This window comes from Novilysobacter erysipheiresistens (genome assembly GCF_036663935.1).
GTDB lineage: Bacteria > Pseudomonadota > Gammaproteobacteria > Xanthomonadales > Xanthomonadaceae > Novilysobacter > Novilysobacter erysipheiresistens.
This window is the reverse complement of record NZ_JAXGFP010000001.1, coordinates 476253-501612: the sequence shown is the minus strand read 5'-3', so window position 1 is coordinate 501612 and position 25360 is coordinate 476253. Positions and strand designations below refer to the sequence as shown.

Below are 25360 nucleotides of genomic sequence, written 5' to 3'. Positions count from 1 at the left end.
ACCAGCACGCGGGTGTTACAGCTTCTGCAATCGTCCGATGGCCTTGTCCAGGGTCGTCTCGTTCTTGGCGAAGCACAGCCGCGCGAGGCGCTGACCCTCGGGCGGACGACCGTAGAACGGTGACAGCGGGATCGCGACGACGCCGTGCTCGGTCGTCAGCCATCGGCAGAACGCGGCGTCGTCGAGGTCGCTGACTTCGGAATAGTCGACCAGCTGGAAGTAGCCGCCCGGCACCGGCAACGGCTTGAGCCGGGTGGACAGCAACTGCTCGCGGAAGCGGTCGCGCTTGTCCTGGTAGAACGCGCCCAACTGCTCGTAATGCTCCGGCTCGGCCTCGATCATCTCGGCGAACGCGAACTGCGCCGGGGTGAACGTGCAGAAGGTGTTGTACTGGTGGACCTTGCGGAACTCGGCGCTCAACGCCGGCGGTGCGATGCAGTAGCCGACCTTCCAGCCGGTGCAGTGGTAGGTCTTGCCGAAGCTCGAAATCACGAACGCACGCTCGCGCAACTCCGGGTAGCGCAATGCCGATTCGTGACGGGCACCGTCGAACACGATGTGCTCGTAAACCTCGTCCGACAGCAGCAGGATGTCGGTATCGCGCAGCAGCGCGGTCAACGCGGCGATATCTTCCGCGCCGAACATCGCGCCCGACGGGTTGTGCGGGGTGTTGGTCATCAACAACCGCGTCTTCGGCGTGATCGCCTTGCGCACCAGTTCCCAGTCGACCGCGAACGTGCGCGGGTCCAGCGGCACGTGCACGGCAATGCCGCCGGCCAGTTCGATCGCCGGCTCGTAGCAGTCGTAGCAGGGATCGAGCACGATCACCTCGTCGCCGGGACGGACCACGGCGTGGACGGCATCGAAGATCGCCTCGCTGGCGCCGGAGGCGACGGTGATCTCGGCATCGACATCGGGTCGGTAGCCGTAGCAACGCTCGGTCTTGGCGGCTATGGCCTCCCGCAGCGGGGCGACGCCGTGCGCCGGTGAATACTGGTTGTGGCCCTCGCGCATGGCCCGGGCGAGCGCGTCGACCAGCCGTGCCGGCGCGTCGAAGTCCGGGAAGCCCTGTCCCAGGTTGACCGCGCCATGCTCGGCGGCGAGCTGCGACATCACGGAGAAGATGGTGGTGCCGACCTTCGGCAGCTTGGTCTCGGGGGTCATGGCAAGGCGCGACTGGTGTGGGTTGTCGAGTGTACGAAATCGGCCAGGCACGCCGGCCGATTACCAACCGGTTCAAGCAGTTGCATCGCGCGACGGGGCGTCCGACACTGGGCCATGCGTGAACTCCAGGTCGTCGACGCGTCCGAACTGGCCACCGCCTATGCCGTCGCCCGATACGCGGTCAGGCTGGACGGCGACACCCTGCCGTTGCGGGTGGGCGAGCCGGCTCCTGACCTGGAAGCCTACTGGCCGGCCGAGTGCTACACCTTCATCACCGCCTGGAACCCGGCATCGGAGCCGCACTCGGACGACGCCAACCAGACCGCCGACGCGTTGATGGTGGCGCAGCTGGACGCCGCGGGGGTGCAACGGCTCGCCGCGTGGGCGGAAGACCCCGACGGCGAATGGCGCGAACCGGGCTGGTTGCTGGCCGACATGGACAACGACCTCGTCGACCGGCTGGCCCACGAATTCGGCCAGGCCGGCGTCCTGCGCTGGCGACGCGGCGAACCGGTGCGTTTGCGGATGCTGGTCGAACGCCCGCGCGACAGTGACGTCCCGGCGGAGGTTGCGGACTTCACCGATTGGGTGGCCGACTGGGTGAGCGGCCCGGTGACGGCGTAAAATGGGCGTTTCGTGGCCCGCCGGCCTGTCCGCCCCGCCACCTGCCCCAACGCCGAATTGATGACCCCGACCGATCGCCCCGTCCCGCCGCTGCTGCAAGCCCGCGGCCTTCGCTTCGCGCGCAACGACGAGCCCGTGTTCGGCCCGCTGGATTTCAGCGTCGACGCCGGCGAAGCGCTGCTGGTGCAGGGCGACAACGGCGCCGGCAAGACCACCTTGTTGCGGGTGCTGGCCGGGCTGTTGCGCGCCGATGCGGGCGAAGTCGACATCGACGGCGAACGTGCGCGCGCCGCGCGCCGATCCCGGGCGATCGCCTACCTCGGCCACCTGCCGGGCCTGAAGGCCGACCTCAGCGCGCTGGAGAACCTCAACTTCCTGTGCGGCCTGCAGGGCCGCCGCCGCGGCCAGCTGCCCGAGAGCGCGATGGCGATCGTCGGCCTGTCCGGTTACGAGGACGCGCTGGCCCGGCAACTCTCGGCCGGCCAGAAGAAGCGTTTGTCGCTGGCCCGGTTGTGGTTGTCGCCAGCGCCGCTGTGGCTGCTCGACGAGCCTTACGCCAACCTCGACCTGGCCGGGATCGAACTGGTCAACCGGATGGTGCAGGCGCACCTGCGCGGCGGCGGCGCGGCACTGGTCACCACCCATGGTGCCTACGCGGCGCCCCCGGTCCGGACGCGGTTGCTGGTATTGCAGCGACCGTCGCTGGAGGCCGCCGCATGAGCGCGGTCCTCCCAGGCCTGCCCGGCGCCGCCCGGGCCTTGATGCTGCGCGACCTGCGGCTGCTCTGGCGCCGCCGCGGCGATGCATTCCAGCCGGCGCTGTTCGCGCTGCTGGTGGTGGTGCTGTTCGCGCTCGCGCTCGGCGGCGAGGCCGACACCCTGGCCAAGGTCGCCGGCGGGGTGCTGTGGCTGGCGGTACTGCTGGCCGGGCTGCTGGCGCTCGACACCCTGTTCCGGGGCGACGCCGAAGACGGCTCGCTGGAGCAATGGATGCTGGCGCCGGTGCCGCTGGGCTGGCTGGTCGTCGTGCGCACGTTCATGCACTGGGCCACGACCGCTCTGCCGCTGCTGCTGGTGACGCCCTTCCTGGCCGAACTGATGCATCTGCCGCGCGGGCAATTGCCGGTGCTGATGGCGTCGCTGGCGCTGGGCACGCCGCTGCTGAGCCTGCTCGGCGCGGTGGTGGCGGCGCTGACCGTCGGGATGAGGCGCTCCGGTATACTGGTGGCCTTGCTTGCACTGCCCCTGTACGTGCCCGTGCTGGTGTTCGGCGCCGGCAGCGTGGCTGCCTCGGCCCAGGGACTGGACCCCATCGGCGCCTTGCTGTTGCTGGGCGCCGGACTGGTGGTGGCGCTGGTGCTCGCGCCGCTCGCGGCCGCCGCGGCCATCCGCATCGCGCTGAACTGACCGCGCTCAACCGACTTCCATGAATCCAATCGTCCGCTGGTTCCACAAACTCGGTTCGCCCCCCTACTTCGACCGTTTCGCCGCGCGCTGGGCGCCGTGGGCATACGGGCTCGGGCTGCTGGTGATGCTCTGGGGCGCGTACGGCGCGCTGTTCGTGGTGCCGGCCGACTATCAGCAGGGCGACAGCTTTCGGATCCTCTATATCCATGTGCCGAGCGCGTGGATGAGCCTGTTCGTGTTCGGGCTGATGGCGTTCTACGCCGCGATCGCGCTGGTCTGGCGGATCAAGCTGTGCGAGATCCTGGCGATGGCCTGCGCGCCGATCGGCGCCGGGTTCACCCTGATCACGCTGGCGACCGGGTCGATCTGGGGCAAGCCGATGTGGGGCACCTGGTGGGATTGGGACCCGCGACTGACCACCGAGCTGATCCTTCTGTTCCTGTACCTGGGCGTCATGGGTCTTTACAACGCGATCGACGATCGCCGCGCCGCCGCACGTGCCGCCGGCTTGCTGGCGATCGTCGGGGTTGTGCTGCTGCCGGTGATCCGCTATTCGGTGGTGTGGTGGAACTCGCTGCACCAGGGCCAGACCATCCGTCTGTTCGGCGAGTCGAGCATGGATGCGAGCATGGTCCAGCCGCTGATCTGGATGATCGTCGGCACCAAGCTGTGGTTCATCGGCGCGCTGCTGGCGCGTGCGCGCGGCGACAACCTGCGGCGCGAGAACGGCAAGGCCTGGGTCGCCGCACTGGCGACCGGCAAGCAGAAGGCCGCGCGATGAGCTACCTGAACTATGTCATCGCCGCCTATGCGGTGTTCGTGCTGGTGCTGGGCTGGGACTTCGTCGCCAGCCGCCTGCAGATCGGCCGCGAGTTGCGCAATGCGCGCCGCCGCGCCGTCCGCCAGGCCGCGCGTCCTTCCTCCGTCGAGCCTGACCTTGCCGGGCACGATTCCGACACACAATCCCCGAGTGAACTGAACCGATGAATCCGATCCGCCGCCGCCGCCTGCTGTGGGTGGCCGCCCTCGTCGCCGCCGCCGCGATCGCCGCGACCCTGGTCGCGATGGCGCTGCAGCGCAACGTCGCCTATCTGTACACGCCCAACGAGGTGATCAGCGGCGAGGCCGGCGCGGAGGTGAAGTCCGGCCAGGCCCGCTTCCGCCTCGGCGGAATGGTCGCCGAAGGCTCGATCGAGCGTGTCGACGGGACCCTGGAATCGCATTTCACCGTCACCGACGGCGATGCGCTGATGCCGGTTACCTACACCGGCATCCTGCCCGACCTGTTCCGCGAGAAGCAGGCGGTGATCGCCACCGGCCGCATGGACGGCGACCGTTTCGTCGCCGAGGAAGTGCTGGCCAAGCACGACGAGACCTACATGCCGAAGGAAGTCGCCGACAAGATGGGCGTGGCACACCAGAAGCATGACGTCGAAGCGCCACCCGCAATGGCGCAATAAGCCGTGCTGCCCGAACTCGGCCAGGTCGCGCTGATCCTGGCGCTGCTGATCGCGGCGCTGCAGGCGGCACTGCCGCTGGTCGGCGCCCAGCGCGGTATCGCCCCGTGGATGGCCATTGCGCGACCCGCGGCCTATGTCCAACTGCTGCTGGTCGGACTGGCGTTCGCCATCCTCACCTACGGTTTCGTCGGTCAGGATTTTTCGCTGCGATACGTCGCCGAGAACTCCAACTCGCTGTTGCCGATGGTCTACCGCTACACCGCGGTGTGGGGTGCGCACGAGGGCTCGCTGCTGCTATGGGCGCTGGTGCTGGCGTTGTGGACGGCGGCGGTCGCAAGGTTCTCGCAGCGGCTACCGCTGTCGGTGATCGCGCGCGTGCTCGGGGTGATGGGCGTGGTGAGCGTCGGGTTCCTGGCGTTCCTGATCTTCACCAGCAACCCGTTCGAACGGTTGCTGCCGGCGGTGGTCGAGGGCCGCGACCTCAACCCGCTGTTGCAGGACCCGGGGATGATCATCCATCCGCCGATGCTGTACTTCGGTTACGTCGGGTTCTCGGTGCCGTTCGCGTTCGCGATTGCCGCGCTGCTGGACGGCAAGGTCGATGCGCGCTGGCTGCGCTGGACCCGGCCGTGGACCAACGTGGCTTGGGCGTTCCTGACCGTCGGCATCGCGCTGGGCAGTTGGTGGGCCTATTACGAACTGGGCTGGGGCGGCTGGTGGTTCTGGGATCCGGTCGAGAACGCCAGCTTCATGCCGTGGCTGGCCGGCGCAGCGCTGCTGCACTCGCAGGCGGTGACCGAGAAGCGCGGCAGCTTCCGCGGCTGGACGTTACTGCTCGCCATCGCGACGTTCTCGCTGTCGCTGCTCGGCACGTTCCTGGTGCGCTCGGGCGTGCTGACCAGCGTGCACGCGTTCGCCGCCGACCCGACCCGCGGACTGTTCATCCTGATCTTCCTCGGCATCGTCATCGGCGGGTCGCTGGTGCTGTATGCGTTGCGCGCGCCGGGCGAGGACGACGGCAAGTCGTTCGAGCCGTATTCGCGCGAAACCCTGCTGCTGGCCAACAACCTGCTGCTGTCGACCGCCTGCGCGATGGTCCTGCTCGGCACCCTGTATCCGCTGCTGGCCGATGCGCTGGAGCTGGGCAAGATCTCGGTCGGCCCGCCCTACTTCGCGTTGCTGTTCACCCTGCTGATGGCGCCGCTGGTGCTGCTGCTGCCGTTCGGCCCGGTCACCCGCTGGCAGCGCGAGCAGGTGTCGAAACCGCTGGCGATGCTGCTGCCGTGGGCCGGGCTGGCGCTGGCGGCCGGCGTGCTCGCGTTCTTCTTCGCCCCGCAGGGTGCGTGGAAGGTGGCTGCCGGCGTGGTCGGCGCGGTCTGGGTCGGGGTCGGCACGTTGCGCTTCGTGTGGTCTCGACTGCGCAACCCCGGCAGCCGCTTCACCGCCGAGATGCTCGGCATGACCCTCGCCCACCTCGGCGTCGCGGTGTTCCTGGTCGGCGCGTTGCTGGTCGAAGGCCTCAACATCCAGCGCGAGGTCGCGGTGAAGCCGGGACAGACGATCGAGGTCGGCGACTACGGCTTCCGCTTCGACGGCGTCGAGCAGCGGCAGGGACCGAACTACAAGGCCGACTTCGGCACCGTGCAGGTGTTCGCCAAGGGCGCCCCGCTGGTGCTGATGCACCCGGAAAAACGCGCCTACGCCAGCGGCGGCCAGGTGCTGACCGAGGCGGCGATCGAGCGCGGCTTCACCCGCGACCTGTATGTCGCCCTCGGTGAACCCCTCGGCGGTGGCGCTTGGGCGCTGCGCGTGCACATCAAACCGTTCGTGCGCTGGATCTGGGCCGGCGCCCTGCTGATGATGCTCGGCGGGCTGGTCACCGCGACCGACCGGCGATTCCGCCGCGTCGACACCCCACCCCGCGAGGTTGCCCGATGACGCCCCCTGCCGAACCGGCCCGCAAATCCAACGCCATGCGCTGGCTGCCACTGGCCGCGTTCGGCCTGCTCGCCCTGCTGCTGCTGGCCGGGGTGATCCTGAGCCGCGACGGCAATCGCGACGCCCTGCCCTCGCCGCTGATCGGCAAGCCGGCGCCGGCATTCGAGCTACCGGTGCTGCACGAGGCCGGGCGGCTGGTCACGTCAGAGGAACTGGCCGGCGAACCCTACCTGCTCAACGTCTGGGGCAGCTGGTGCCCGGAATGCCGGGTCGAGCATCCGGTCCTGACGAAGTTCGCCGAGTCCAAGCGCGTGCGCGTGATCGGCTACAACCTCAAGGACGAGCACGCCGATGCGCTGAAATGGCTGGAGCAGTTCGGCAACCCCTACTGGCTGGTGCTGACCGATTACACCGGCGAGACCGCCATCGACTGGGGCATCTACGGCGCGCCGGAAACCTTCCTGGTCGACGGCGACGGCATCATCCGCTGGAAGCACGTCGGGCCGATGAGCGAGGCGACGATCCGCGACGAGCTGCTGCCGGTGCTGGCCGAGGTGGAGGCGCAATGATTTCGTCGATACGCATCGCGGTCGTGGTTGCACTGCTGCTCGCGTTGCTGGCTCCGGCGCTTGCGCTCGGCCAGGCCGCCGACGTTTCGGCGCCGCCGCAGTTCACCGACCGCACCGAGGCCGAGCGCTTCCATGCGCTGACCGAGGAACTGCGCTGCGTGAAGTGCCAGAACCAGTCGCTGGCCGATTCCGACGCCGCAATCGCGCAGGACCTGCGCAACGAGGTGCTCGAGTTGATGCGCCAGGGCAAGACCAACGCCGAGGTCAAGCACTACCTGGTCGCGCGCTACGGCGAGTTCGTGCTGTATCGCCCGCGGGTCGAGCCGACCACCTGGCTGTTGTGGTTCGGACCGGCGGTGTTGCTGCTGGTGGGCGGCTTCGTCGTCGCCGGCATCGTGCGCAAGCGAAGCGGCAACCGGCAACCTGCCGAGGCCGTCGACGACGACCAGGAGTGGTGATGACCGCGTTCATGATCGCCAGCGCACTGCTGGTCCTGCTGGTACTGGCCTATGTCCTGCGTCCCGTGTGGCGCGCGCGGCCCGCGGCCGGCGTCGGTGTACTCGTCACCCTCGCGATCGCCACCGGGTTGATCTACACCCTGGTCGGCACTCCGCGCGCACTCGACCCTACGCAGCGCAAGGCGCCGGAAACGCTGTCCGAAGCGATCACCCAACTGCGCACCGAACTGCAGCGCGACCCCAACCAGGTCGAAGGCTGGCGCCTGCTCGCCCGTGCCTACGACGCCGAAGGCCGCCTGCCCGAGGCCCGCGACGCCTACGCCCGCGCGGTGCAACTGGCGCCCGACGAACCGGCGCTGCTGGCCGAGGCCGCCGAGGCCCGTGCCAAGGCCGCCGACGGCCGCCGCTTCGACGACGAAGCTGTCGACATGCTGCAACACGCGCTGCAGATCGAGCCCGAACACCAGCGCGCCCGCTGGTTCCTCGGCATCGCCCAACGCCAGGCCGGGCAATCGGCCGAGGCGGTCGCGACGTGGGAGCCGCTGCTGAGCCAAGTCGATGCCAGCACCGCCGCCAGCCTGCGCGAGCAGATCAACCTCGCCCGCGCGGACGCCGGAATGGAACCGCTGCCGGCGGACCCGGTCGCTGTCGCCAACGCGGCGCAAATCACCGTCAGCGTCTCGCTCGATCCGGCGCTGGCGATGCAATACCCGGACGACGCGGTGGTGTTCGTGATCGCCCGCCAGCCCGACGGCCCGCCGATGCCGGTCGCGGTCGAAAAGCTTCGCGCCACCAGCTTCCCGTTGAAGGTCACGCTCGACGACGGCGACAGCCCGATGCCGACGCTGAAGCTGTCGCAGGTCGAGCAGGTCGAACTCGTCGCCCGCATCTCCGCCAGCGGCGACGCCGCGGCGCAGCCGGGGGATTTCGAATCCGCCGCGGTGCGGGTCGAGCCCGGCCCGGATGCCGCGGCGGCGCTGATGATCGACCGCGTCATCGAATAGGACATCCATGACCGAGTTCATCCCGCCCGGCACCCGCTACATCGACCTGCCCTCGCCGTTCCCGATGCGGCGCGGCGGCGAGTTGCACGGCGCCCGCATCGCCTACGAGACCTGGGGCACGCTGAACGCCGCGCGCGACAACGCCGTGCTGATCGTCACCGGGCTGTCGCCCGACGCCCACGCCGCCGCCAACGACGCCAACCCCGCGCCAGGGTGGTGGGAAGCGATGGTCGGCCCCGGCAAGCCGATCGACAGCGACCGCTGGTTCGTCGTCTGCGCCAATTCGCTCGGCAGTTGCAAGGGCTCGACCGGGCCGGCCTCGATCAATCCCGACACCGGCGACCTGTATCGCCTCGACTTCCCGCAACTGTCGATCGAAGACGGTGCCGACGCCGCCGCGCATGTGGTGCGCGAACTCGGCATCGACCGACTGGCTTGCGTGATCGGCAACTCGATGGGCGGCATGGCGGCGCTGGCGCTGCTGGTGCGGCACCCCGGCATCGCCCGCAGCCACATCAACATTTCAGGCGCGGCCAAGGCGCTGCCGTTTTCGATCGCGATCCGCTCGCTGCAGCGGGAGGCGATCCGGCTCGACCCCAACTGGAACGACGGCCACTACGACGACGCCAATTATCCGGAGTCCGGCATGCGGATGGCACGCAAGATGGGCGTCATCACCTACCGCTCGGCGCTGGAGTGGGATGGTCGCTTCGGCCGGGTGCGATTGGATTCCGATCGCGCCGACGACGAGCCGTTCGGGCTCGAGTTCGAGGTCGAGAGCTACCTCGAGGGCCACGCCCGCCGCTTCGTCCGCAACTTCGACCCGAACTGCTACCTCTATCTCAGCCGCTCGATGGACTGGTTCGACCTGGGCGACTATTGCACCCGGGGCGACGACAGCGAAGCCGACACCCGCGCCGGCCTCACCGCGATCAGAATCGACAAGGCGCTCGCCATTGGCGCGGCGACCGACATCCTGTTCCCGCTGCAGCAACAGCGCGAGATCGCCGACGGGTTGCGGGTGGGCGGTGCCGACGCCCGGTTCTTGGCATTGGATTCGCCGCAGGGGCATGACGCGTTCCTGGTCGATTTCGACCGCTTCGGACCGGCCGTCCGCGGGTTCCTCGTCGCCCTGTAATTCCCCGTAGGAGCGGCTTTAGCCGCGATCTGGAGCCGTTCGCCCGCGCCGACTCCAGATCGCGGCTAAAGCCGCTCCTACAAACGCGATCCGCGACGCAGCCTCCCGCCGCGATCGCGCGTAGAATCAACTCCATGAACGCCCACGCCCTGCCCGACATCGCCTTCCCCGGCCGCGACAAGCTCGTCAACGCGATCGACGCCGCCGTCGGCGCCGGCGACGAGCACGCCATCACCGCCGCCCTGCGCAACACCCTGTGCCGGATGATCCGCGACCGCGACGTCGCCCTGCCCGAGTGCGTGTTCGAACCGATCGAAGACCATTACGCCCGCCGCGAGATCTACCGCAGCGCCGAACACGGCTATAGCGTGGTCGCAATGACCTGGGGGCCGGGCCAGGGCACGCCGGTGCACGACCACTGCGGCCTGTGGTGCGTCGAGGGCGTCTGGGACGGCCAACTCGAGATCACCCAGTACGAGTTGCTCGACACCGACGGCGACCGCGCCCGCTTCCGCGCCGCCGGCGGCATGGTCGCCGGCCCCGGTAGCGCCGGCAGCCTGATTCCGCCGCACGAATACCACTCCATCCGCAACACCAGCCAGGATGAATCGGCGGTCTCGGTGCATATCTACAAGGCGCCGATGGAGGAGTGCTCGATGTTCGTGCCGATGGGTGGCGAGTGGTTCACCCGCGCCGCCAAATCGCTGGAAATCGACTGCGCCGACTGACGCGACCGGCTCGAGCCGTGGGCCGGATTTCGGGATGCTCTATCCCACTCTGGCAGACACACGCTCCATTTAGCATTGGCGGTTTGACGCGTTGCCGCGCCACCACACGGGACCCGCCATGCTGACCGACTTCCTTCTCGCCGCCCTGCACCACGTGCTGGCATTCGCCCTGATCGCGATGCTGGTCTCACAGTCCGTGCTGCTGCAAGGCGCCCTCGACGCTTCGACCCTGCGGCGCCTCTCCCGCTTGGACGCCGGCTACGGCGTCTGCGCCGTGATGCTGCTGGTTGCCGGCCTTCTGCGCATCGGTTTCGGCATCAAGGGCCACGATTTCTACCTGCACAACCCGTGGTTCCACGCCAAGATCGGCGCCTACGTGCTGGCCGGCCTGCTGTCGATCCTGCCGACCCTCAATTTCGCCCGCTGGCGCAAAGCCGTGCGCGCCGACCCGGCTTTCCTGCCGGCCAACGCCGAGGTCTGCCGCGCCCGTCGCGTCATCCGTTTCGAATTGATGCTGATCGGCGCGATCTTCGTACTGGCCGCGGCGATGGCGCGTCACGGCGGGCTCTGAGCCGACGCAAAAACAAAAGGCCCGCGAGCGATCGCGGGCCTTTTGTTTTCTTTTGGTGCCGAAGGTGGGACTCGAACCCACACGCTTTTAAGGGCGGCGGATTTTGAGTCCGCTGCGTCTACCGATTCCGCCACTTCGGCCGGCCGCGCAGTATAGCCGAGTCCGAACGGGGCGCTCCAGCATTCTTCGCTAGGATGACGCCATGTGCCTGATAGCCGTCGCCTGGCGTTGCCATCCGCGTTACCCGCTGGCGCTGATCGCCAACCGCGACGAGCTGCATGCGCGGCCGACGGCGCCGGCCGGGCCGGACCCGGAATGGCCGCAGGTGTATGGCGGACGCGACCTGCAGCAAGGCGGCAGTTGGCTGATGGTATCCCGGGCGCGCCGGCTGGCGGCGGTGACCAACGTGCGCGTGGGCCTGGCGGGTGAGCCGAAGCCGCGCTCACGAGGGGCCCTGGTCCGCGGTTTCGCCGGCAGCGAATTGTCGGCCGAGGCGTGGCTGGAGCCAGTGCAACCCGATGCCGCGGGCTATGGACCGTTCAACCTGTTGCTGTGGGATGGGGCGTCACTGGCATTTGCCAGCAATCATCCCGAGAGCACGCGCCGCGCCGTCGTCCCTGGGGTGCATGCAATGTCGAACGGCGCCTTCGATGCGCTCTGGCCCAAGAGCACGCACGCGACGCAGGCGTTGTCGGAATGGCTGGACTCGGCGCGGGCGGATGCAAACAAGGCCGACGTTGCGCCGCTACTCGCGGCGCTGGCCGATACCACAACGGCGCCGGATGCGGCATTGCCCGATACCGGGGTCGGACTGGACCTGGAGCGGAAGTTGTCGCCGCCGTTCGTGCGCGATGGGCGTTACGGCACGCGTTGCAGCACGGTGGTACTGGTCGGCACGGAGGGCGGCATCCGATTCGTCGAGCGCCGGTTCGGGCCGGACGGCAGGGTCAGCGGCGACAGCGATGTGTGGCTGGGCACCTGCAACCGAGAGGCCAAATGAGAAGGCCCAGTCATTCGGACTTGCGTCCGAAGTGGCTGAGCCTTCCGTGCCAGAGCTGTTGCGTCGGGCGCGTTGCCCTTCGCTTTTTCTCTGGTGACATGAAGCGTACCCGCGACAGCGTTATCCAGCGGTAAACGCGATGGAAACAACTCGATAAGAGGCGCGTCGCTTACCGATCGGCCTCAAGGGCTCTCGCTGACCCAGATGCGTCCTTCGACATGCGCGGACTTGACCACGCGACGGTCGCGAATGAGGGTCTCCACCGAGCGCGACACGAACCGGGCGCCGGCCATGTCCAGCACCGAACGGACCTCGACCGTGGCGCGCTTGTTGTCATCGGACAGGGTGATCTTGTTGATCTGGTAGCTGGCGTCGAACGGCATCTCGTCACCCAGCAGCGCCACCATCTTCTCGACCTGCCCGAAGGTGGCCTCGACGTTGCGGCACGCCGCTTCCTTGCTGACCAGCTCGACCTGCTGGCGCGGACCGATGTAGCTGGTGATACGCCCATCGAGGTCATCGGCCATCTGTCCACAAAGGGTGTCGGCATCGAGCGCGAGCGTGGCGCGGTGCCCGGTTGCGTAGAACTCGCGGACCTGGTCCTCGTCCAGCTTGCTGCCGTCGATGAACACCCACCAGCCCAGCGCGCCGAGCACGGCCAGCAAAACGTACTTGATCATGTCCCCTCCCCGGGATCTGCCGCGCCGGGCGGCGCTTCCATGCCTGTCGCACTCTCCCCGAGGGCGTGACGGCCGCCGCACTATAAGACATGCATCCAGCCCCGTGAAACTCGGCGGCTTACCGTGTCGCTCGCCGGACCGGCAATGGCGGCGCGGGCCAGGGCCACCAGCCCCGGCCGGTCAGCGCGTAGCGGTCGGCGGCACGCTCGAAGCGGTTGCGCACGCCGATGCCGCCGCTGGCCAGGTAGACCGGCAGGAACAACGGTCCCAACACCATGTACTGGTAGACGTGCGCGCGCTCGTGGTCGGCCAGGTTCACCGCGGGTTCTTCGCACAGGCCGGCGCGGTGCGCGTAGGTGTGGCAATGGCCGTCGAGGGTGGTGCCGGTATGCAGGATCACGTTGCCGAGGGTCAACGCGCCGCCCGGGCCCCACGGCCAGCCGTGGAACACCAAGGCGCTGTCCCGCGCGCGCCAGTGGGCGTGGGCACCGAACGCGATGCCGACCGCGCCGAGCAGCAGGCCGGCAAGGGTGTTGGGTGATGTCCACAACGCGCCCAGCACCCGCGCGGCGCGTGGCCAGGTGAAGTGGCTTTCAGTCGGCGGTGGCGCGAGGCTACCCAACGTGCACGGTCAGCTGCCCTCTTCGGGAATCAGCAACCACAGGATCAGGTACGCCAGGATGCCGGGGAAACCGGCGGAGATGATCGATACCAGCACGTAGATCACCCGCAGCAGGTTCGAGTTCCAGCCGAAGCGCCGGGCGATGCCGCCTACGACGCCGGCCAGCATGCGGTCGTGGCGGGAGCGGACCAGGGGTTGCGAGGTGTGTTCCATGCCACTCGATCCGAACGAGTTCAAGCCAAGTCTAGCCACGCGATGTTATGGCGGCGTGGGTTCTAGCGCGACCGCTGCGCCAGCCAGTCATGGATCGCCTGCGGCACCTCGCGCTGGGCGCGGCCGGAGACATAGATGCCGATGTGCCCGCCGCGGAACGACAACTCGCTGTAGTCGGTGCTGCCGACCAGCCCACCAAGCGCCTTCGACGACGACGGCGGTACCAGGTGGTCGGCTTCGGCGAACACGTTCAGCACCGGCATGTCGACGTAACCCAGGTCGACCGCGCGGCCGCCGATGTCGATGCCGCCGTTGACGAAACCATTGCCCTGGTAGAACTGCTTGGCGAACTGGCGGAACGCCTCGCCGGCTTGGTCGGGCGAGTCGAAGATCCACTTCTCCATGCGCAGGAAGTCCTCCAGCGCGGCCTTGTCGTCGAGGATGTCGACCAGCCCCACGTACTTCTGCACGAACAGCCGCCACGGCTTCAACGTGAGGTAGGTGAAGTTCATGATGTCGGCCGGCACGTTGCCGAGGGTGTCGACGAAGGCGTCGATATCGACCCCGCGCACCCAGTTGGCCAGCATGTTGTCGTCGGTGTGGAAGTCGACCGGCGTCACCATCGTCACCAGGTTGCGCACCTTGCCCGGGTTGAGCGCGCTGTAGCACAGCGAGAACGCGCCGCCCTGGCAGATGCCGAGCAGGTTGACCGCGTCGAGCCGGTGCGCGCCGCGCAGGTGGTCGACCGCGCCGCCGAGGTAGCGCTGGATGTAGTCCTCCAGCTCCAGGTAGCGGTCGGACCGGTCCGGGTAGCCCCAGTCGAGGATGTAGACGTTCTCGCCGCGCTCGAGCAGGCCGCGCACGATCGACTTGTCGGCCTGCAGGTCGACCATGTACGGCCGGTTGACCAGCGCGTAGGCGATCAGCAACGGGACTTTCGCGGTGGGGGCCTTGTCACCGCGGAAGCGGTACAGCACGACCTTGCCGTCGCGCCAGACTTCTTCCTTGGCGGTGGCACCGTAGTCGACGTCGTCGACCTCGCGCAGGGTGTCGAGGCCGGCGCGAAGCTTGTCCTGGGCGCGCATCGCTTCCTGCGCCAGCTTGTCGGGGCTGAAGTTGAGCGGGCCGGTGTTGAACGCGTCTTGCTTGTCCATGTCAGCGTGCCTTTCGTGTCGGCTTGGTTACCGAAGCGCGGCTGGGTGATTTCTTTGCGGAGGCTTTCTTCGAGGCCGGAGTCTTTTTTGTCGCGGCCTTCTTCGCAACCGGCTTCTTCGCTGCGGCTTTCCGCGGTGGCACGGCTGGCTCCGATTTCGGGGTTGTTCTCGCAGCGGGACGCTCCGAACGCTCGCCGGACGGCGGCATCTCCGCCACCAGATCCCGCAGCCGCCGCAACTCGCGCTCCAATTGCACGATCTTGCGATGGGCGGCATCGACCTCGCTGCGGGTCGGCATCCCGAGGGCATCGCCGACCTGCTCGACCTGGCCCTGCACCGCGGCGCGCAGGCGCATCTGCGAGTTCACCAGCGCGCCATAGGCATCGCGGAAACGTGGCGACAGGGCGATGTCGGCATAGGCCTCCTCGGCGGCGTCGATCCACAGGTCGAACAATGCGCGCGCCGACTCCAGTTGCTTGCCCGGCTCGCTGCGCTCGGTCAGCTTCTGCTCGAAGCGCTTGAACGCATCCTGCGCGGCTTCGGCCATCAACGTCTGGTAGGCCTGACCCTGCTGCTGGTAATCCGCCTGCGCCTGGCCGAGCTGCTGCAAACGCTCCTGGTGCTCGCGGGTGAAGCCGAACGCCGGCATGCCCGACCAAGCCTGGCCATCGCGCTGCAACTTCTCGATGAACGGCGCGGCCTGTGCGAACCACTGCTCGAAACCCTGCTGGCCGGGCCCCTGCATGCCACGCAGGACCTCGGCGAACGGGTTGCCGAAATCGCCGCCGAGCGCGCGCTTCCACGCGCCGGCGATGTCGGCGGCGTCGGCATCCTGGCCGGCGAACTGCGCCGCCAGCTGCTGCATCTGGGCGTACCAGCCGCGGGCCTGGGTGTTGAAACGGTCGATGGTGGCGTCGGCCTGACTACCGAGTCCGCTGCCGAGCCCGCCACCAAATCCATTGCCAAACCCGGCACCGGGGCCAACATTCCCCTGGGCCAGCTTCGACCACCATGCGACCGCCTCGTTCCAGCCCGGCACCGCCGCGCCCGCACCCGGCATGCCGGGGACGCCCATGCCGGGGAATCCCGCGCCGGAGAAGTTCGCGCCCGGGAATCCCTGCGATGCCGGCGCAGCGTCGGCCCCGGCGCGCAACATCTCGCCCCAGCGACTCCAGTACTGCCGCGCCAGCGCCTCGAAATCCTCGTTGCCACCGAAACCCTGATTGGCCATCTCATCCTCCAAGCGTTGCGGCGATCATAGCAACGCGGATGTTGCAGGCCGATGCGTGTCTCGCGAGCTTGTCGCGGGCTTTTGTAGGAGCGGCTTCAGCCGCGATCAGGAGTCGGCACGAGCGAACGATTTCCGATCGCGGCTGAAGCCGCTCCTACAGAAAGTTTCAATCCGCAAGGACTACGGCTTCGGAATGTGCAGCGTCTTGCTCACCATCAACGTCCCCGACAGCGCGAACATCAGCACCAGCGGATGGAACTGCCACGGCCCCAGTTGGACCATGCCCAGCCACAAATCCGTACCGATCGCGCCCTGCCCGGCCGCGATCCACAACACCACCACCAGCACCAGGCTGGTCGGGATCGGCGTGCCCTCGAAGAACTTGACCTTGCCCTCGTCGCCCGAGAGCTGCTCGGCGGTGACGTTGTAGCGCGCCAGCCGGCTGACCCCGCAACCGACGAAGTAGCTCAGCACCACCCAGTCCCAGCCGCCCTGCAGTCCGCAGGCATACCCCAGCGCGGCCGGCGCGACACCGAACGAGATCACGTCGGCCAACGAGTCCAGCTCGCGCCCCAGGGTCGACGCCGACTTGCGCCAGCGGGCCACCCGGCCATCGACCGCATCGAAGATGAAGGCCGCCGGGATCAGCGCCATCCCGATCATCAGGTCGCGCACCCCGCCCTCCTGCAGGAAGCGCATCGCGGCGAAGATCGCACCGGTGCCGCAGAAGGCGTTGGCCAGGGTGACCCAGTCCGCGAGGTGGAATTCGCGGAGCATCGAGAAGTGGCGGCGTTGCTGCTGCATGCGGTGCTCCGGGGGATGGGCCGTTACCCAGCCTGCCAAAGGCGGCGTGACGGCGGCAAGTGCGGGTGCAGGATGACAGAATGTCGGGGCCATGACCGCCCCGTCCCGCCCCGCTCCGGCCCGCAAGATCCTGCACGTCGACATGGATGCGTTCTATGCGTCGGTCGAGCAGCGCGACGACCCGTCGTTGCGTGGCCGGCCGGTCGTCGTCGCCTGGCGCGGCAACCGCTCGGTGGTGTGCGCGGCCAGCTACGAGGCGCGCAAGTTCGGAGTGCGCTCGGCGATGCCGGCGGTGCGCGCGGAACGGCTGTGCCCGCAGGCGGTGTTCGTGCCGCCGGATTTCGTGCGCTACAAGGCGGTGTCGCGCCAGGTGCGCGAGATCTTCGCCCGCCACACCAACCTGATCGAGCCGCTGTCGCTGGACGAGGCCTACCTCGACGTCAGCGAAACCAAGACCGGCCTGCCCTCGGCCACCGCGACTGCCGAGGCGATCCGCGCCGCGATCCGGGATGAAACCGCGCTGACCGCGTCGGCCGGGGTCGCGCCGAACAAGTTCATCGCCAAGATCGCCTCGGACTGGAACAAGCCCGACGGCATCTGCGTGGTGCGGCCGCGGCAGGTCGACGCGTTCCTGCTGCCGCTTCCGGTCGGCCGCCTGCCCGGCGTCGGCAAGGTCATGCAGGGCAAGCTGGCCGAACTGGGCATCGCGACCGTCGGGCAGTTGCGCTCGCTGCCAGCGGCCGAGCTGGAGTTGCGCTTCGGCCGCTGGGGCCGACGCCTGCATGAATTGTCGCTGGGCATCGACAACAACCCGGTGCGACCCGAACGCCCGACCGTGCAGATTTCCTCGGAAGACACCTTCGAGCACGACCTGCTGCTCGATGACCTGGAACCGCAGATCCGTCGCCTCGCCGAGGGCACTTGGGCCGGTTACCAGCGCGAACGCGCGCGGCACCAGGGCCGCCTCGCCCGCACCGTGGTGCTCAAGCTCAAGACCAGCGACTTCCGCATCCTCACCCGCAGCCTGACCCCGGCGGTGCGACCCGCGACGCTGGAAGCGCTGGCCGACATCGCCTGCGAGTTGCGCGCACGGGTGGAGTTGTCGGCGGGCACGCGCTATCGGCTGGTGGGGGTCGGCCTGTCCGGGTTCGTCGACGAGGACGATGTACGCGCGCAGTCGGATTTGTTCGAGCTGGCGTAGTTCGCAGGATCGCGCGTGGTCGCTTCATGTAGGAGCGACGTGAGTCGCGACCCGCCGAACCCATGAGGCGATGTACAGGTCGCGACTTACGTCGCTCCTACACGGCCTGCCCGTCTAACCCAATGACTTGATCGTCGTCGCGACCTTGCCAAGGTCCTCAACCAGCTCGGCATAACCCTCCTCGCGACGATCCTCCGGCATCCGCAGCACCGCCGATGGATGCCAACTCGCGATGCCCTGCACGTCATCCGCAAGCCCACGCCACCGCCCGCGCTCACGGGTCACCCGGAAGCTGTTGCCAAACACGGTGTGCGCGGCCATCGCGCCGAGGGCGACCACGACCCGCGGTCGCACCTGCAGCATTTCCGCCGCCAGCCACATCCGGCAGGCCTCCTGTTCGGCCGCATTGGCGCGCTTGTGCAGGCGCGCCTTGCCGCGCATCTCGAACTTGAAATGCTTGACGGTGTTGGTCAGGTACAACGTGTCGCGATCGAGCCCTGCTTCGTCGAGCGCGCGGTCGAGCAGCCGCCCCGCCGGACCGACGAACGGCGCACCGGTCAGGTCCTCTTGGTTGCCGGGTTGCTCGCCGACCAGCATTGCCAGCGCATCGGCCGGACCCTGGCCGAACACGGTCTGGGTCGCCGGGCGCCACAGTGGGCACGCTTGGCAGTCGCGCGCCTTGCGTTGCAGCGTGCGCAGCTTTCCGGTCGGGATCTCGTCGACCGGCTTGGCCAGTGGCAACGCGTGAATGTCTGGGGAGCGCGGCATCGGATGGCAGTGAGCGGGGAATCCGATGCTGCCGCAGGCGCGGTGAAGGGTTTGCGTCGCCGTGAGGCAGGAGTTTTTTGTAGGAGCGACGTAAGTCGCGACCCACTGACCTACGGAGTCGGAATCGGATTGCAAGCAACGAGGGAGAACGATCGGGCGACTGTTGGAGTGTATTTGTCGCAATGATGTGTCAGTGGGTCGCGACTTACGTCGCTCCTACACGGACCCGATCTCGTCCGAACGAGTGAGACGAACGCAAGAGATGCTGGGGTGACTTCTCGGCGAACCCACATTAGCTATCTATTGCAACCAACTGAATAGCAAAGCTTCAGGTTCGTCTACTCCGTTGTTACTACAATTAGTACCATGCACCTGACCGACACCCAGCGCCGACTGCTCGACTTCCTCCGCGAGCACATTACCCGGCACGGCTACCCGCCGTCGCAGATGGAGATCGCGCGCGCGTTCGGCTTCCGCCAGAACCGCTCGGCGCGCTACCACCTGGAGGCGCTGGAACAGGCCGGCCTGGTCGAGCTATCGGCGGGCCGCGCACGCGGGATCCGGCTGACGTCCCCACGTCGCGCCTCGCAAACATCGACGTCGAATCCTTTCGCGATGCCGGCCACCGATGCCATACCGATGCCACCCACCGACCTGTTGCAGGTACCACTGCTCGGCCGCGTCGCGGCGGGCGCGCCGATCGGCTCGGACCCGGAGGTCCGCCGCGAGATCGCCTTCGACCCATCGCTGTTCCGCCTGCGCCCCGACTACCTGCTGGAAGTCGAAGGCGAGTCGATGCTGCTCGACGGCATCCTCCCCGGCGACCTGATCGGCGTGCACCGCGTCGAGCAGGCGCGCAGCGGCCAGACCGTGGTCGCCCGGGTCGAGGGCGAGCTGACGGTCAAGCGGCTCGACACCGACGACACGCATTCCGAAGTCCGGCACCTGCGCCTGCTGCCGCGCAACCCCGCGTATGCACCGATCGAGATCGACGCCAGCGTCACCGACTTCGCCATCGAAGGCCTGTTCGCCGGACTGGTGAGGCCAGGCTGATGGGCGCCGTGGTCGCCCTCGATGCCCTGCTGGAATCGCGCCGCATCTGGCGCGGCCAACCGACGCCGCGCGCCCCGTCCACCCAATCGACCGGCTTCGCCCTGCTGGACGATGCCCTGCCCGACGGCGGCTGGCCCGAAACCGCCCTGACCGAACTGCTGCTGCCGGCCGACGGCGTCGGCGAATTGCGCCTGCTGTGGCCGACCCTCGCGCGACTGTCCCGCAGCGACGGCATGATCGCCCTGATCGCCCCGCCCTACCTCCCGTTCGCACAGGCATGGGCGAACGCCGGCGTGCAGCTCAACCGCCTGCAGATCATCCGCACCGACGCCCGCAACGCCCTGTGGGCTGCCGAACAATGCCTGCGCTCGGCCGCCTGCTCGGCCGTGTTGTGCTGGCCACACCAAGCCAACGACCGCGCCCTGCGCCGCCTGCAGGTCGCCGCCGAAACCGGCCAGTGCCTCGGCTTCGCGATGCGCCCGATGAAGGACGCGGCAAACTCCTCTCCGGCCGCACTGCGGATCGCAATCGATGCCCAGCCCACCCAGTTGCGCGTACTCAAATGCCGCGGCGGCAATCCCCCCACCCGGCCCATCCCGTTCCCGACAACCACGACTTCATTCGCCACCCCGCCCGTAGCCACCGCTTTCCCCACCCGGTCGCCCACGACAATCGGACAGGGGGTGGACGGTGGGGATATTGCGCAGAAGCCGGCCATGGATGGCCGGCGGCCCGCCTCAGGGCAGGAAGCCCTGATGAAGGGCCGGAGCAATATCCCCACCGGCCGCCCCCTGCGCGACCAAGCCGCACCCACCTCTGTCACACACCCCACGTGCGACCAAACTGCATCCACCCTCGTTCCATCCGTGCATCCACTAGTCCCCGCAACCATCCCTTTCCGCCCCCGCACCCCGCCGACGCAGGCGCAGTGAGGCAGACCAATGCTCTGGGCCTGCATCCTCCTGCCGCAACTCGCGCTCGACGGCGTCCTGCGCCGCCACCCCGACCCCGACGCTCCCCTCGCGCTGGTGACCGGACCGGCGCAACGCCGCGTGCTGCGCGCCGTCAACACCGCCGCGAAAACCGCGGGCCTGCGTCCCGGCCAGTCACTCGGCGCCGCACAGGCCATCTGCAGCCGCTTCAGCGCGATCGAACACGACCCCGCCGAAGTCGAACGCTGGCACGACTTCCTCGCCGCCTGGGCCTACCGCTACAGCTCGCTGGTCAACCGCACCATGCCCTCGGCCCTGCTGCTGGAAGTCGAAGCCAGCTTCAAGCTGTTCGGCCCATGGCCACGGTTCGAAGCGCAACTGCGCGCCGACCTGACCGAACTCGGCTTCCGCCACCGCATCACCCTCGCCCCCAACCCATACGCCGCCCGCGCGCTCGCGAACGTGCATGACGGACTGGCGATCACCGACGAAATGCCCCTGCACAACGCCCTCGGCCAACTCCCGGTCGAACGCAGCGGCCTCGCGCCGGAGGTCGCCACCAGCCTCAACCGCATGGGCCTGCGCAAACTGCGCCAGGTCTTCGCTTTGCCCCGTGCCGCCCTCGGCAAGCGCATCGGCAAGGACGCACTCGCCCACCTCGACCGCCTGACCGGCGCCCTGCCGACCCCGCTGCGCTACTACCAGCCGCCCGACTCGTTCGCCTCGAAGATCGAACTCAACTACGACGTCGAATCCAGCCAGGCTCTGCTGTTCCCGCTGCGCCGCCTGACCGCCGACCTGGCCGCCTACCTCGCCGGCCGCGACGGCGGCGTGCAGCGCTTCACCCTCGTGCTGGAACACGAACGCTGCGCCGACAGCGAACTCGTCATCGGCCTGCTCGCCCCCGAACGCAACCCGGCGATGCTGTTCGAACTCGCCCGCGGCCGGCTCGAACAGATGCGGGTGCCGGCGCCGGTGCGTGCGGTGCAACTGCTCGCGCGCGAACTGCCGCCGTTCGTCCCGGCCGGCCGCGACCTGTTCGACGCCCGGCCGCAACAGGCGGTGCCATGGGAGCAACTGCGCGAACGCCTGCGCGCCCGTCTCGGCGACGATGCCGTCCACGGCCTGGCCATCCGCGCCGACCATCGTCCCGAGCGCGCCTGGCAGGACCAGCCCACCCGCGGCGTCACCGCCCCGCCCGTCCCACGCCCCGGCTGGCTGCTGCCCCATCCCGCGCCATTGCGCGACCACCGCCTGCGCATCCTCGCGGGCCCCGAGCGGATCGAGACCGGCTGGTGGGACGGCGACGTGCGCCGCGACTACTACCTCGTCGAAACCAGCCTCGGCCAACGCGCCTGGGCGTTCCGTCCCGCCGGCGATCCCGCCCTCGACGGCCGCGCCGACGGCTTCATGCTGCATGGCTGGTTCGGGTGACTCCGATGACCCTCCCCGCCTACGCCGAACTGCATTGCCTCTCGGCTTTCAGCTTCCAGCGCGGCGCCTCGATTGCACCCGAATTGTTCGAACGCGCCAGTCAGCTTGGCTACAGCGCGCTGGCGATCACCGACGAGTGTTCGCTGGCCGGCATCGTGCGTGCGCTGGAGGCGTCCGAACGCTTCGACATCAAACTGATCGTCGGCAGCGAAATGCAGGTCGAGGACGGTCCCAAGCTGGTGCTGCTGGTCGAGGACGCCACCGGTTACACCGCGCTGTGCAGCCTGATCACCCGCGCCCGCCGCCGCGCGCGCAAGGGCGAATATCGACTGTTGCGCGACGACTTCACCGCGACCGACGGTTTGCTTGCGCTGTGGGTACCCGGCGAACAACCCGACGACGCGCATGCGAACTGGGTCAAGACGACTTTCACGGAGCGCGCCTGGCTCGCCGTCGAGCTGCATCGCGGCCCCGACGACGCCGCGCGCGTGGCGCAACTGCGCGAAGCCGGCGCCCGCCTCGGCCTGCCACTGGTCGCCGCCGGCGACGTCCACATGCACGTGCGTGGCCGCCGCGCGTTGCAGGACACGATGACCGCGATCCGCCACCACGTCACCGTCGCCGAGGCCGGCCATCGCTTGTTCCCCAATGGCGAACGCCACCTGCGCAGTCGTCGTGCATTGGCGGCTATCCACCCGATCGACCTGCTCGCCGAGACCGTGCGGATTGCCGGACGCTGCCATTTCGACATGCGCGAGGACCTCAAGTACCAATACCCGCACGAACTCGTCCCCGAGGGTCACGACGCCACCAGCTGGCTGCGCCATCTCGTCGAGGAAGGCGCCCGCTGGCGTTGGCCCGGTGGCGTGAGCGACAAGGCCCGAGGGCTGATCGAGAAGGAACTCGCGCTCGTCGCCAGGAAACACTACGAGTCCTACTTCCTGACCGTGCACGACATCGTCCGCCATGCCCGTTCACAGCACATCCTCTGCCAGGGCCGCGGGTCAGCCGCCAACTCGGTGATCTGCTACACGTTGGGCGTGACCGAAATCGACCCGGCGCTGATGAACATGCTGTTCGAGCGTTTCCTGTCGGACGAGCGCAACGAACCGCCGGACATCGACATCGACTTCGAGCACGAGCGCCGCGAAGAGGTGCTGCAGTACGTGTTCAACCGCTACGGCCGCGAGCGTGCCGCGCTGACCGCGGTGGCGACGCAGTACCGCGGTCGCGGCGCGGTGCGCGACGTCGGCCGTGCGCTCGGCCTGCCCCCCGACGTGGTGGGCGAACTGGCGTCCACGATGGACCGTTGGGGCGGTCATGCGCCGATCGCGGAGCACCTGCGCGAACGCGGCTTCGATCCGGAATCACCGGTCCTGCGCCAGGTGATCGCGCTGACCACCGAACTGATCGGCATGCCCCGCCACCTGTCGCAGCACCCCGGCGGTTTCGTGATCTCCGAGCATCCACTGCATACGCTGGTGCCGGTGGAAAACGCGGCGATGGACGACCGCACCGTGATCCAGTGGGACAAGGACGACCTCGACGAAGTCGGGCTGATGAAGGTCGACTGCCTCGCCCTGGGCATGCTGACCGCGGTGCGCAAGACGCTGGACCTGTTGCGCGAGTCCGGCCGCCGCGACATCGCCGGGCTGGTCGACATCCCGACCGAAGACAGCAGGACGTACGAGATGATCAGCCGCGCCGACACCATCGGCGTGTTCCAGATCGAGTCGCGCGCGCAGATGGCGATGCTGCCGCGACTGCGGCCCAAGGAGTTCTACGACCTGGTGATCCAGGTCGCGATCGTCCGACCCGGCCCGATCCAGGGCGACATGGTCAATCCCTACCTGCTGCGTCGCACCGGCCAGGAACCGGTCGAGTATCCGTCCGGAAAGTTGAAAGCCGTGCTCGAACGCACCCTCGGCGTGCCACTGTTCCAGGAGCAGGTGATGCAGATCGCAATGGTCGCTGCCAGCTACAAGCCCGGCGAGGCCGACCAGCTGCGTCGCTCGATGGCAGCCTGGAAGCGTCGCGGCGGGTTGGAGCCGCATCGTGAAAAGCTCACTGAAGGCATGCTGGGTAACGGCTACACCCTCGAGTACGCCAATCGCATCTTCGAGCAGATCAAGGGCTTCGGCGACTACGGCTTCCCCGAATCGCACGCGGCCAGCTTCGCCCTGCTCGCCTACGCCAGCAGCTGGCTCAAGTGCCACGAACCGGCGGCATTCGCCTGCGCCCTGATCAACTCCTGGCCGATGGGCTTCTACTCGCCCGACCAGTTGCTGCAGGATGCGCGCCGGCACGGCATCCGCACATTGCCGGTGGACGTGCGCCACAGCGGTTGGGATTGCAGTCTGGAAGACAGCCCGTCGCCACCCCCGCTTTCTGTAGGAGCGGCTTCAGCCGCGATCGAGAGTCGGCGCGAGCGACCGATCATCCGATCGCGGCTGAAGCCGCTCCTACAACCGGCCGTAGAACAGCCTGCGATCCGCCTGGGACTGCGGATGGTCCGTGGTTTCCAGCCCGAGGCGGCCGAACGGATCGAAGCCGCGCGCAAGCAACGTCCATTCACCGACGTCGCCGACCTCTGCGCCCGCGCCAGCCTCGACCGCCGCGCCCAATCCCTGCTCGCCGATGCCGGTGCCCTGCGCGGCCTGGCCGGCCATCGTCACCGCGCCCGCTGGGCGATCACCGGGGTCGAGCCGCAGTTGCCACTCTTCGCCGACACCCCGGCGACGCGGGAAAGCGAAACGATCGTGTTGCCATTGCCCAGCGCCGACGCCGACATGCGCGCCGATTACGCAATGACCGGCACCACCCTCGGCCGCCACCCATTGGCGTTGATCCGCAAACAACTGTCGGCGCGCCGCTACCGGCGCTCCGGTGAGGTCGCGACGATGCCGCACGGCCGCCACGTTCGCGTCGCCGGACTGGTCACCCTGCGCCAACGCCCGCAGACCGCCAGCGGCGTGATCTTCATGACCCTGGAGGACGAGGACGGCATGACCAACGTGGTGGTCTGGCGCGACCTCGCCGAACGCCAGCGTCGCGAGTTGCTGGAGTCGCGCCTGCTTGCGGTCGAAGGCCGGCTGGAGTGCAAGGATGGGGTGCAGCACCTGGTCGCGAAGCGGCTGCAGAACCTGAGCGCATTGCTCGGCGACCTCGACACCCGCTCGCGCGATTTCCATTGACATCGATGCCTCGT

Annotated in this window: 26 protein-coding genes, 1 tRNA gene and 1 pseudogene; 19 read left to right on the top strand and 9 right to left on the bottom strand. The window is 68.4% G+C overall.

Annotated features, from left to right (window positions below; translation table 11 throughout):
• Positions 1 to 15: 15 nt before the first annotated feature.
• Positions 16 to 1164, bottom strand: coding sequence for a pyridoxal phosphate-dependent aminotransferase (locus SNE34_RS02550; protein ID WP_332614391.1), 1149 nt, complete (start codon positions 1162 to 1164; stop codon positions 16 to 18).
• Positions 1165 to 1278: 114 nt separating this feature from the next.
• Between SNE34_RS02550 and SNE34_RS02545 the strand changes: the two genes are divergently transcribed.
• The 13 genes from SNE34_RS02545 to SNE34_RS02485 all read left to right on the top strand — a co-directional run bounded on the left by SNE34_RS02545 (position 1279) and on the right by SNE34_RS02485 (position 11060).
• Positions 1279 to 1788, top strand: a complete 510-nt coding sequence (locus SNE34_RS02545) for a DUF3293 domain-containing protein (protein ID WP_332614389.1) — start codon at positions 1279 to 1281, stop codon at positions 1786 to 1788.
• A 60-nt stretch (positions 1789 to 1848) separates the two neighbouring features.
• On the top strand, positions 1849 to 2508 hold the full coding sequence (gene ccmA / locus SNE34_RS02540) for a heme ABC exporter ATP-binding protein CcmA (RefSeq protein WP_332614387.1): 660 nt from the start codon (positions 1849 to 1851) through the stop codon (positions 2506 to 2508).
• Positions 2505 to 3194, top strand: a complete 690-nt coding sequence (gene ccmB / locus SNE34_RS02535; protein WP_332614385.1) for a heme exporter protein CcmB — start codon at positions 2505 to 2507, stop codon at positions 3192 to 3194. The genes ccmA and ccmB overlap by 4 nt, the downstream gene beginning before the upstream one ends.
• Before the next feature lie 19 nt (positions 3195 to 3213).
• Complete coding sequence (gene ccmC / locus SNE34_RS02530; protein ID WP_332614383.1) at positions 3214 to 3975, top strand: heme ABC transporter permease CcmC; 762 nt, start codon at positions 3214 to 3216, stop codon at positions 3973 to 3975.
• On the top strand, positions 3972 to 4181 hold the full coding sequence (locus tag SNE34_RS02525; RefSeq protein WP_332614381.1) for a heme exporter protein CcmD: 210 nt from the start codon (positions 3972 to 3974) through the stop codon (positions 4179 to 4181). The genes ccmC and SNE34_RS02525 overlap by 4 nt, the downstream gene beginning before the upstream one ends.
• Positions 4178 to 4654, top strand: a complete 477-nt coding sequence (gene ccmE / locus SNE34_RS02520) for a cytochrome c maturation protein CcmE (RefSeq protein WP_332614380.1) — start codon at positions 4178 to 4180, stop codon at positions 4652 to 4654. The genes SNE34_RS02525 and ccmE overlap by 4 nt, the downstream gene beginning before the upstream one ends.
• A 3-nt stretch (positions 4655 to 4657) precedes the next feature.
• Complete coding sequence (locus SNE34_RS02515; RefSeq protein WP_332614378.1) at positions 4658 to 6592, top strand: heme lyase CcmF/NrfE family subunit; 1935 nt, start codon at positions 4658 to 4660, stop codon at positions 6590 to 6592.
• Between the two features lie 35 nt (positions 6593 to 6627).
• Positions 6628 to 7161: a DsbE family thiol:disulfide interchange protein gene (locus tag SNE34_RS02510; protein ID WP_332614624.1), complete on the top strand. Its 534-nt coding sequence runs from the start codon at positions 6628 to 6630 to the stop codon at positions 7159 to 7161.
• Positions 7158 to 7619 carry a cytochrome c-type biogenesis protein gene (locus SNE34_RS02505; protein ID WP_332614377.1) on the top strand — a complete coding sequence of 154 codons (462 nt, stop codon included), beginning with the start codon at positions 7158 to 7160 and terminating at the stop codon, positions 7617 to 7619. Before SNE34_RS02510 ends, SNE34_RS02505 begins: the two co-directional genes overlap by 4 nt.
• A complete protein-coding gene (locus SNE34_RS02500; protein WP_332614376.1) occupies positions 7619 to 8623 on the top strand; it encodes a tetratricopeptide repeat protein in 1005 nt (334 codons plus the stop codon). Before SNE34_RS02505 ends, SNE34_RS02500 begins: the two co-directional genes overlap by 1 nt.
• Before the next feature lie 7 nt (positions 8624 to 8630).
• Positions 8631 to 9761 carry a homoserine O-acetyltransferase MetX gene (gene metX, locus SNE34_RS02495; protein WP_332614374.1) on the top strand — a complete coding sequence of 377 codons (1131 nt, stop codon included), beginning with the start codon at positions 8631 to 8633 and terminating at the stop codon, positions 9759 to 9761.
• 134 nt (positions 9762 to 9895) lie between these two features.
• A complete protein-coding gene (locus SNE34_RS02490; RefSeq protein WP_332614372.1) occupies positions 9896 to 10489 on the top strand; it encodes a cysteine dioxygenase family protein in 594 nt (197 codons plus the stop codon).
• Positions 10490 to 10607: 118 nt separating this feature from the next.
• A complete protein-coding gene (locus SNE34_RS02485) occupies positions 10608 to 11060 on the top strand; it encodes a DUF2214 family protein (protein WP_332614370.1) in 453 nt (150 codons plus the stop codon).
• Positions 11061 to 11113: 53 nt separating this feature from the next.
• On the opposite strand, the gene SNE34_RS02480 is transcribed toward SNE34_RS02485, so the two are convergent.
• Positions 11114 to 11200 (bottom strand) — tRNA-Leu (locus SNE34_RS02480).
• A gap of 62 nt (positions 11201 to 11262) precedes the next feature.
• Here SNE34_RS02480 and SNE34_RS02475 point away from each other — a divergent pair.
• Positions 11263 to 12060 carry an NRDE family protein gene (locus tag SNE34_RS02475; protein WP_332614367.1) on the top strand — a complete coding sequence of 266 codons (798 nt, stop codon included), beginning with the start codon at positions 11263 to 11265 and terminating at the stop codon, positions 12058 to 12060.
• Between the two features lie 182 nt (positions 12061 to 12242).
• On the opposite strand, the gene SNE34_RS02470 is transcribed toward SNE34_RS02475, so the two are convergent.
• The 6 genes from SNE34_RS02470 to SNE34_RS02445 all read right to left on the bottom strand — a co-directional run bounded on the left by SNE34_RS02470 (position 12243) and on the right by SNE34_RS02445 (position 16764).
• Positions 12243 to 12740 (bottom strand): hypothetical protein, encoded by a 498-nt coding sequence (locus SNE34_RS02470; protein WP_332614365.1) that lies wholly within the window; start codon positions 12738 to 12740, stop codon positions 12243 to 12245.
• Between the two features lie 118 nt (positions 12741 to 12858).
• Positions 12859 to 13362: a hypothetical protein gene (locus tag SNE34_RS02465; RefSeq protein ID WP_332614363.1), complete on the bottom strand. Its 504-nt coding sequence runs from the start codon at positions 13360 to 13362 to the stop codon at positions 12859 to 12861.
• A gap of 9 nt (positions 13363 to 13371) precedes the next feature.
• A complete protein-coding gene (locus SNE34_RS02460; RefSeq protein ID WP_332614360.1) occupies positions 13372 to 13575 on the bottom strand; it encodes a PspC domain-containing protein in 204 nt (67 codons plus the stop codon).
• A 62-nt stretch (positions 13576 to 13637) separates the two neighbouring features.
• Entirely contained in the window at positions 13638 to 14729 is a 1092-nt protein-coding gene (locus tag SNE34_RS02455; protein WP_332614357.1) for a class III poly(R)-hydroxyalkanoic acid synthase subunit PhaC, read from the bottom strand.
• 1 nt (position 14730) lies between these two features.
• Complete coding sequence (gene phaE, locus SNE34_RS02450; RefSeq protein ID WP_332614355.1) at positions 14731 to 15960, bottom strand: class III poly(R)-hydroxyalkanoic acid synthase subunit PhaE; 1230 nt, start codon at positions 15958 to 15960, stop codon at positions 14731 to 14733.
• A gap of 180 nt (positions 15961 to 16140) precedes the next feature.
• On the bottom strand, positions 16141 to 16764 hold the full coding sequence (locus SNE34_RS02445) for a CDP-alcohol phosphatidyltransferase family protein (RefSeq protein ID WP_332614354.1): 624 nt from the start codon (positions 16762 to 16764) through the stop codon (positions 16141 to 16143).
• A gap of 91 nt (positions 16765 to 16855) precedes the next feature.
• Here SNE34_RS02445 and dinB point away from each other — a divergent pair, with 91 nt between their 5' ends.
• Complete coding sequence (gene dinB / locus SNE34_RS02440; RefSeq protein ID WP_332614351.1) at positions 16856 to 17965, top strand: DNA polymerase IV; 1110 nt, start codon at positions 16856 to 16858, stop codon at positions 17963 to 17965.
• A gap of 114 nt (positions 17966 to 18079) precedes the next feature.
• Here the strand turns inward: dinB and SNE34_RS02435 are convergent, their stop codons facing one another.
• A complete protein-coding gene (locus tag SNE34_RS02435) occupies positions 18080 to 18733 on the bottom strand; it encodes a UdgX family uracil-DNA binding protein (protein ID WP_332614349.1) in 654 nt (217 codons plus the stop codon).
• A gap of 366 nt (positions 18734 to 19099) precedes the next feature.
• On the opposite strand from SNE34_RS02435, the gene lexA reads away from it, so the two are divergent.
• The 4 genes and pseudogenes from lexA to SNE34_RS02415 all read left to right on the top strand — a co-directional run bounded on the left by lexA (position 19100) and on the right by SNE34_RS02415 (position 25346).
• Complete coding sequence (gene lexA / locus SNE34_RS02430; RefSeq protein WP_332614347.1) at positions 19100 to 19786, top strand: transcriptional repressor LexA; 687 nt, start codon at positions 19100 to 19102, stop codon at positions 19784 to 19786.
• Positions 19786 to 20385: pseudogene (gene imuA / locus SNE34_RS02425) on the top strand (translesion DNA synthesis-associated protein ImuA); the annotation flags it as partial. The gene lexA and the pseudogene imuA, both read left to right, overlap by 1 nt.
• Positions 20386 to 20727: 342 nt before the next feature.
• A complete protein-coding gene (locus SNE34_RS02420; protein WP_332614345.1) occupies positions 20728 to 22152 on the top strand; it encodes a Y-family DNA polymerase in 1425 nt (474 codons plus the stop codon).
• 5 nt (positions 22153 to 22157) lie between these two features.
• Entirely contained in the window at positions 22158 to 25346 is a 3189-nt protein-coding gene (locus tag SNE34_RS02415) for an error-prone DNA polymerase (protein ID WP_332614343.1), read from the top strand.
• The last annotated feature ends 14 nt before the right edge of the window (positions 25347 to 25360 follow it).

Bases quoted from the DNA above. Each gene is read 5' to 3' on its own strand.
- SNE34_RS02550 (WP_332614391.1), bottom strand. From the start codon at position 1,164: ATGACCCCCGAGACCAAGCTGCCGAAGGTCGGCACCACCATCTTCTCC.
- SNE34_RS02545 (WP_332614389.1), top strand. From the start codon at position 1,279: ATGCGTGAACTCCAGGTCGTCGACGCGTCCGAACTGGCCACCGCCTAT.
- ccmA (WP_332614387.1), top strand. From the start codon at position 1,849: ATGACCCCGACCGATCGCCCCGTCCCGCCGCTGCTGCAAGCCCGCGGC.
- ccmB (WP_332614385.1), top strand. From the start codon at position 2,505: ATGAGCGCGGTCCTCCCAGGCCTGCCCGGCGCCGCCCGGGCCTTGATG.
- ccmC (WP_332614383.1), top strand. From the start codon at position 3,214: ATGAATCCAATCGTCCGCTGGTTCCACAAACTCGGTTCGCCCCCCTAC.
- SNE34_RS02525 (WP_332614381.1), top strand. From the start codon at position 3,972: ATGAGCTACCTGAACTATGTCATCGCCGCCTATGCGGTGTTCGTGCTG.
- ccmE (WP_332614380.1), top strand. From the start codon at position 4,178: ATGAATCCGATCCGCCGCCGCCGCCTGCTGTGGGTGGCCGCCCTCGTC.
- SNE34_RS02510 (WP_332614624.1), top strand. From the start codon at position 6,628: ATGCGCTGGCTGCCACTGGCCGCGTTCGGCCTGCTCGCCCTGCTGCTG.
- SNE34_RS02505 (WP_332614377.1), top strand. From the start codon at position 7,158: ATGATTTCGTCGATACGCATCGCGGTCGTGGTTGCACTGCTGCTCGCG.
- SNE34_RS02500 (WP_332614376.1), top strand. From the start codon at position 7,619: ATGACCGCGTTCATGATCGCCAGCGCACTGCTGGTCCTGCTGGTACTG.
- metX (WP_332614374.1), top strand. From the start codon at position 8,631: ATGACCGAGTTCATCCCGCCCGGCACCCGCTACATCGACCTGCCCTCG.
- SNE34_RS02490 (WP_332614372.1), top strand. From the start codon at position 9,896: ATGAACGCCCACGCCCTGCCCGACATCGCCTTCCCCGGCCGCGACAAG.
- SNE34_RS02485 (WP_332614370.1), top strand. From the start codon at position 10,608: ATGCTGACCGACTTCCTTCTCGCCGCCCTGCACCACGTGCTGGCATTC.
- SNE34_RS02475 (WP_332614367.1), top strand. From the start codon at position 11,263: ATGTGCCTGATAGCCGTCGCCTGGCGTTGCCATCCGCGTTACCCGCTG.
- SNE34_RS02470 (WP_332614365.1), bottom strand. From the start codon at position 12,740: ATGATCAAGTACGTTTTGCTGGCCGTGCTCGGCGCGCTGGGCTGGTGG.
- SNE34_RS02460 (WP_332614360.1), bottom strand. From the start codon at position 13,575: ATGGAACACACCTCGCAACCCCTGGTCCGCTCCCGCCACGACCGCATG.
- SNE34_RS02455 (WP_332614357.1), bottom strand. From the start codon at position 14,729: ATGGACAAGCAAGACGCGTTCAACACCGGCCCGCTCAACTTCAGCCCC.
- phaE (WP_332614355.1), bottom strand. From the start codon at position 15,960: ATGGCCAATCAGGGTTTCGGTGGCAACGAGGATTTCGAGGCGCTGGCG.
- SNE34_RS02445 (WP_332614354.1), bottom strand. From the start codon at position 16,764: ATGCAGCAGCAACGCCGCCACTTCTCGATGCTCCGCGAATTCCACCTC.
- dinB (WP_332614351.1), top strand. From the start codon at position 16,856: ATGACCGCCCCGTCCCGCCCCGCTCCGGCCCGCAAGATCCTGCACGTC.
- SNE34_RS02435 (WP_332614349.1), bottom strand. From the start codon at position 18,733: ATGCCGCGCTCCCCAGACATTCACGCGTTGCCACTGGCCAAGCCGGTC.
- lexA (WP_332614347.1), top strand. From the start codon at position 19,100: ATGCACCTGACCGACACCCAGCGCCGACTGCTCGACTTCCTCCGCGAG.
- SNE34_RS02420 (WP_332614345.1), top strand. From the start codon at position 20,728: ATGCTCTGGGCCTGCATCCTCCTGCCGCAACTCGCGCTCGACGGCGTC.
- SNE34_RS02415 (WP_332614343.1), top strand. From the start codon at position 22,158: ATGACCCTCCCCGCCTACGCCGAACTGCATTGCCTCTCGGCTTTCAGC.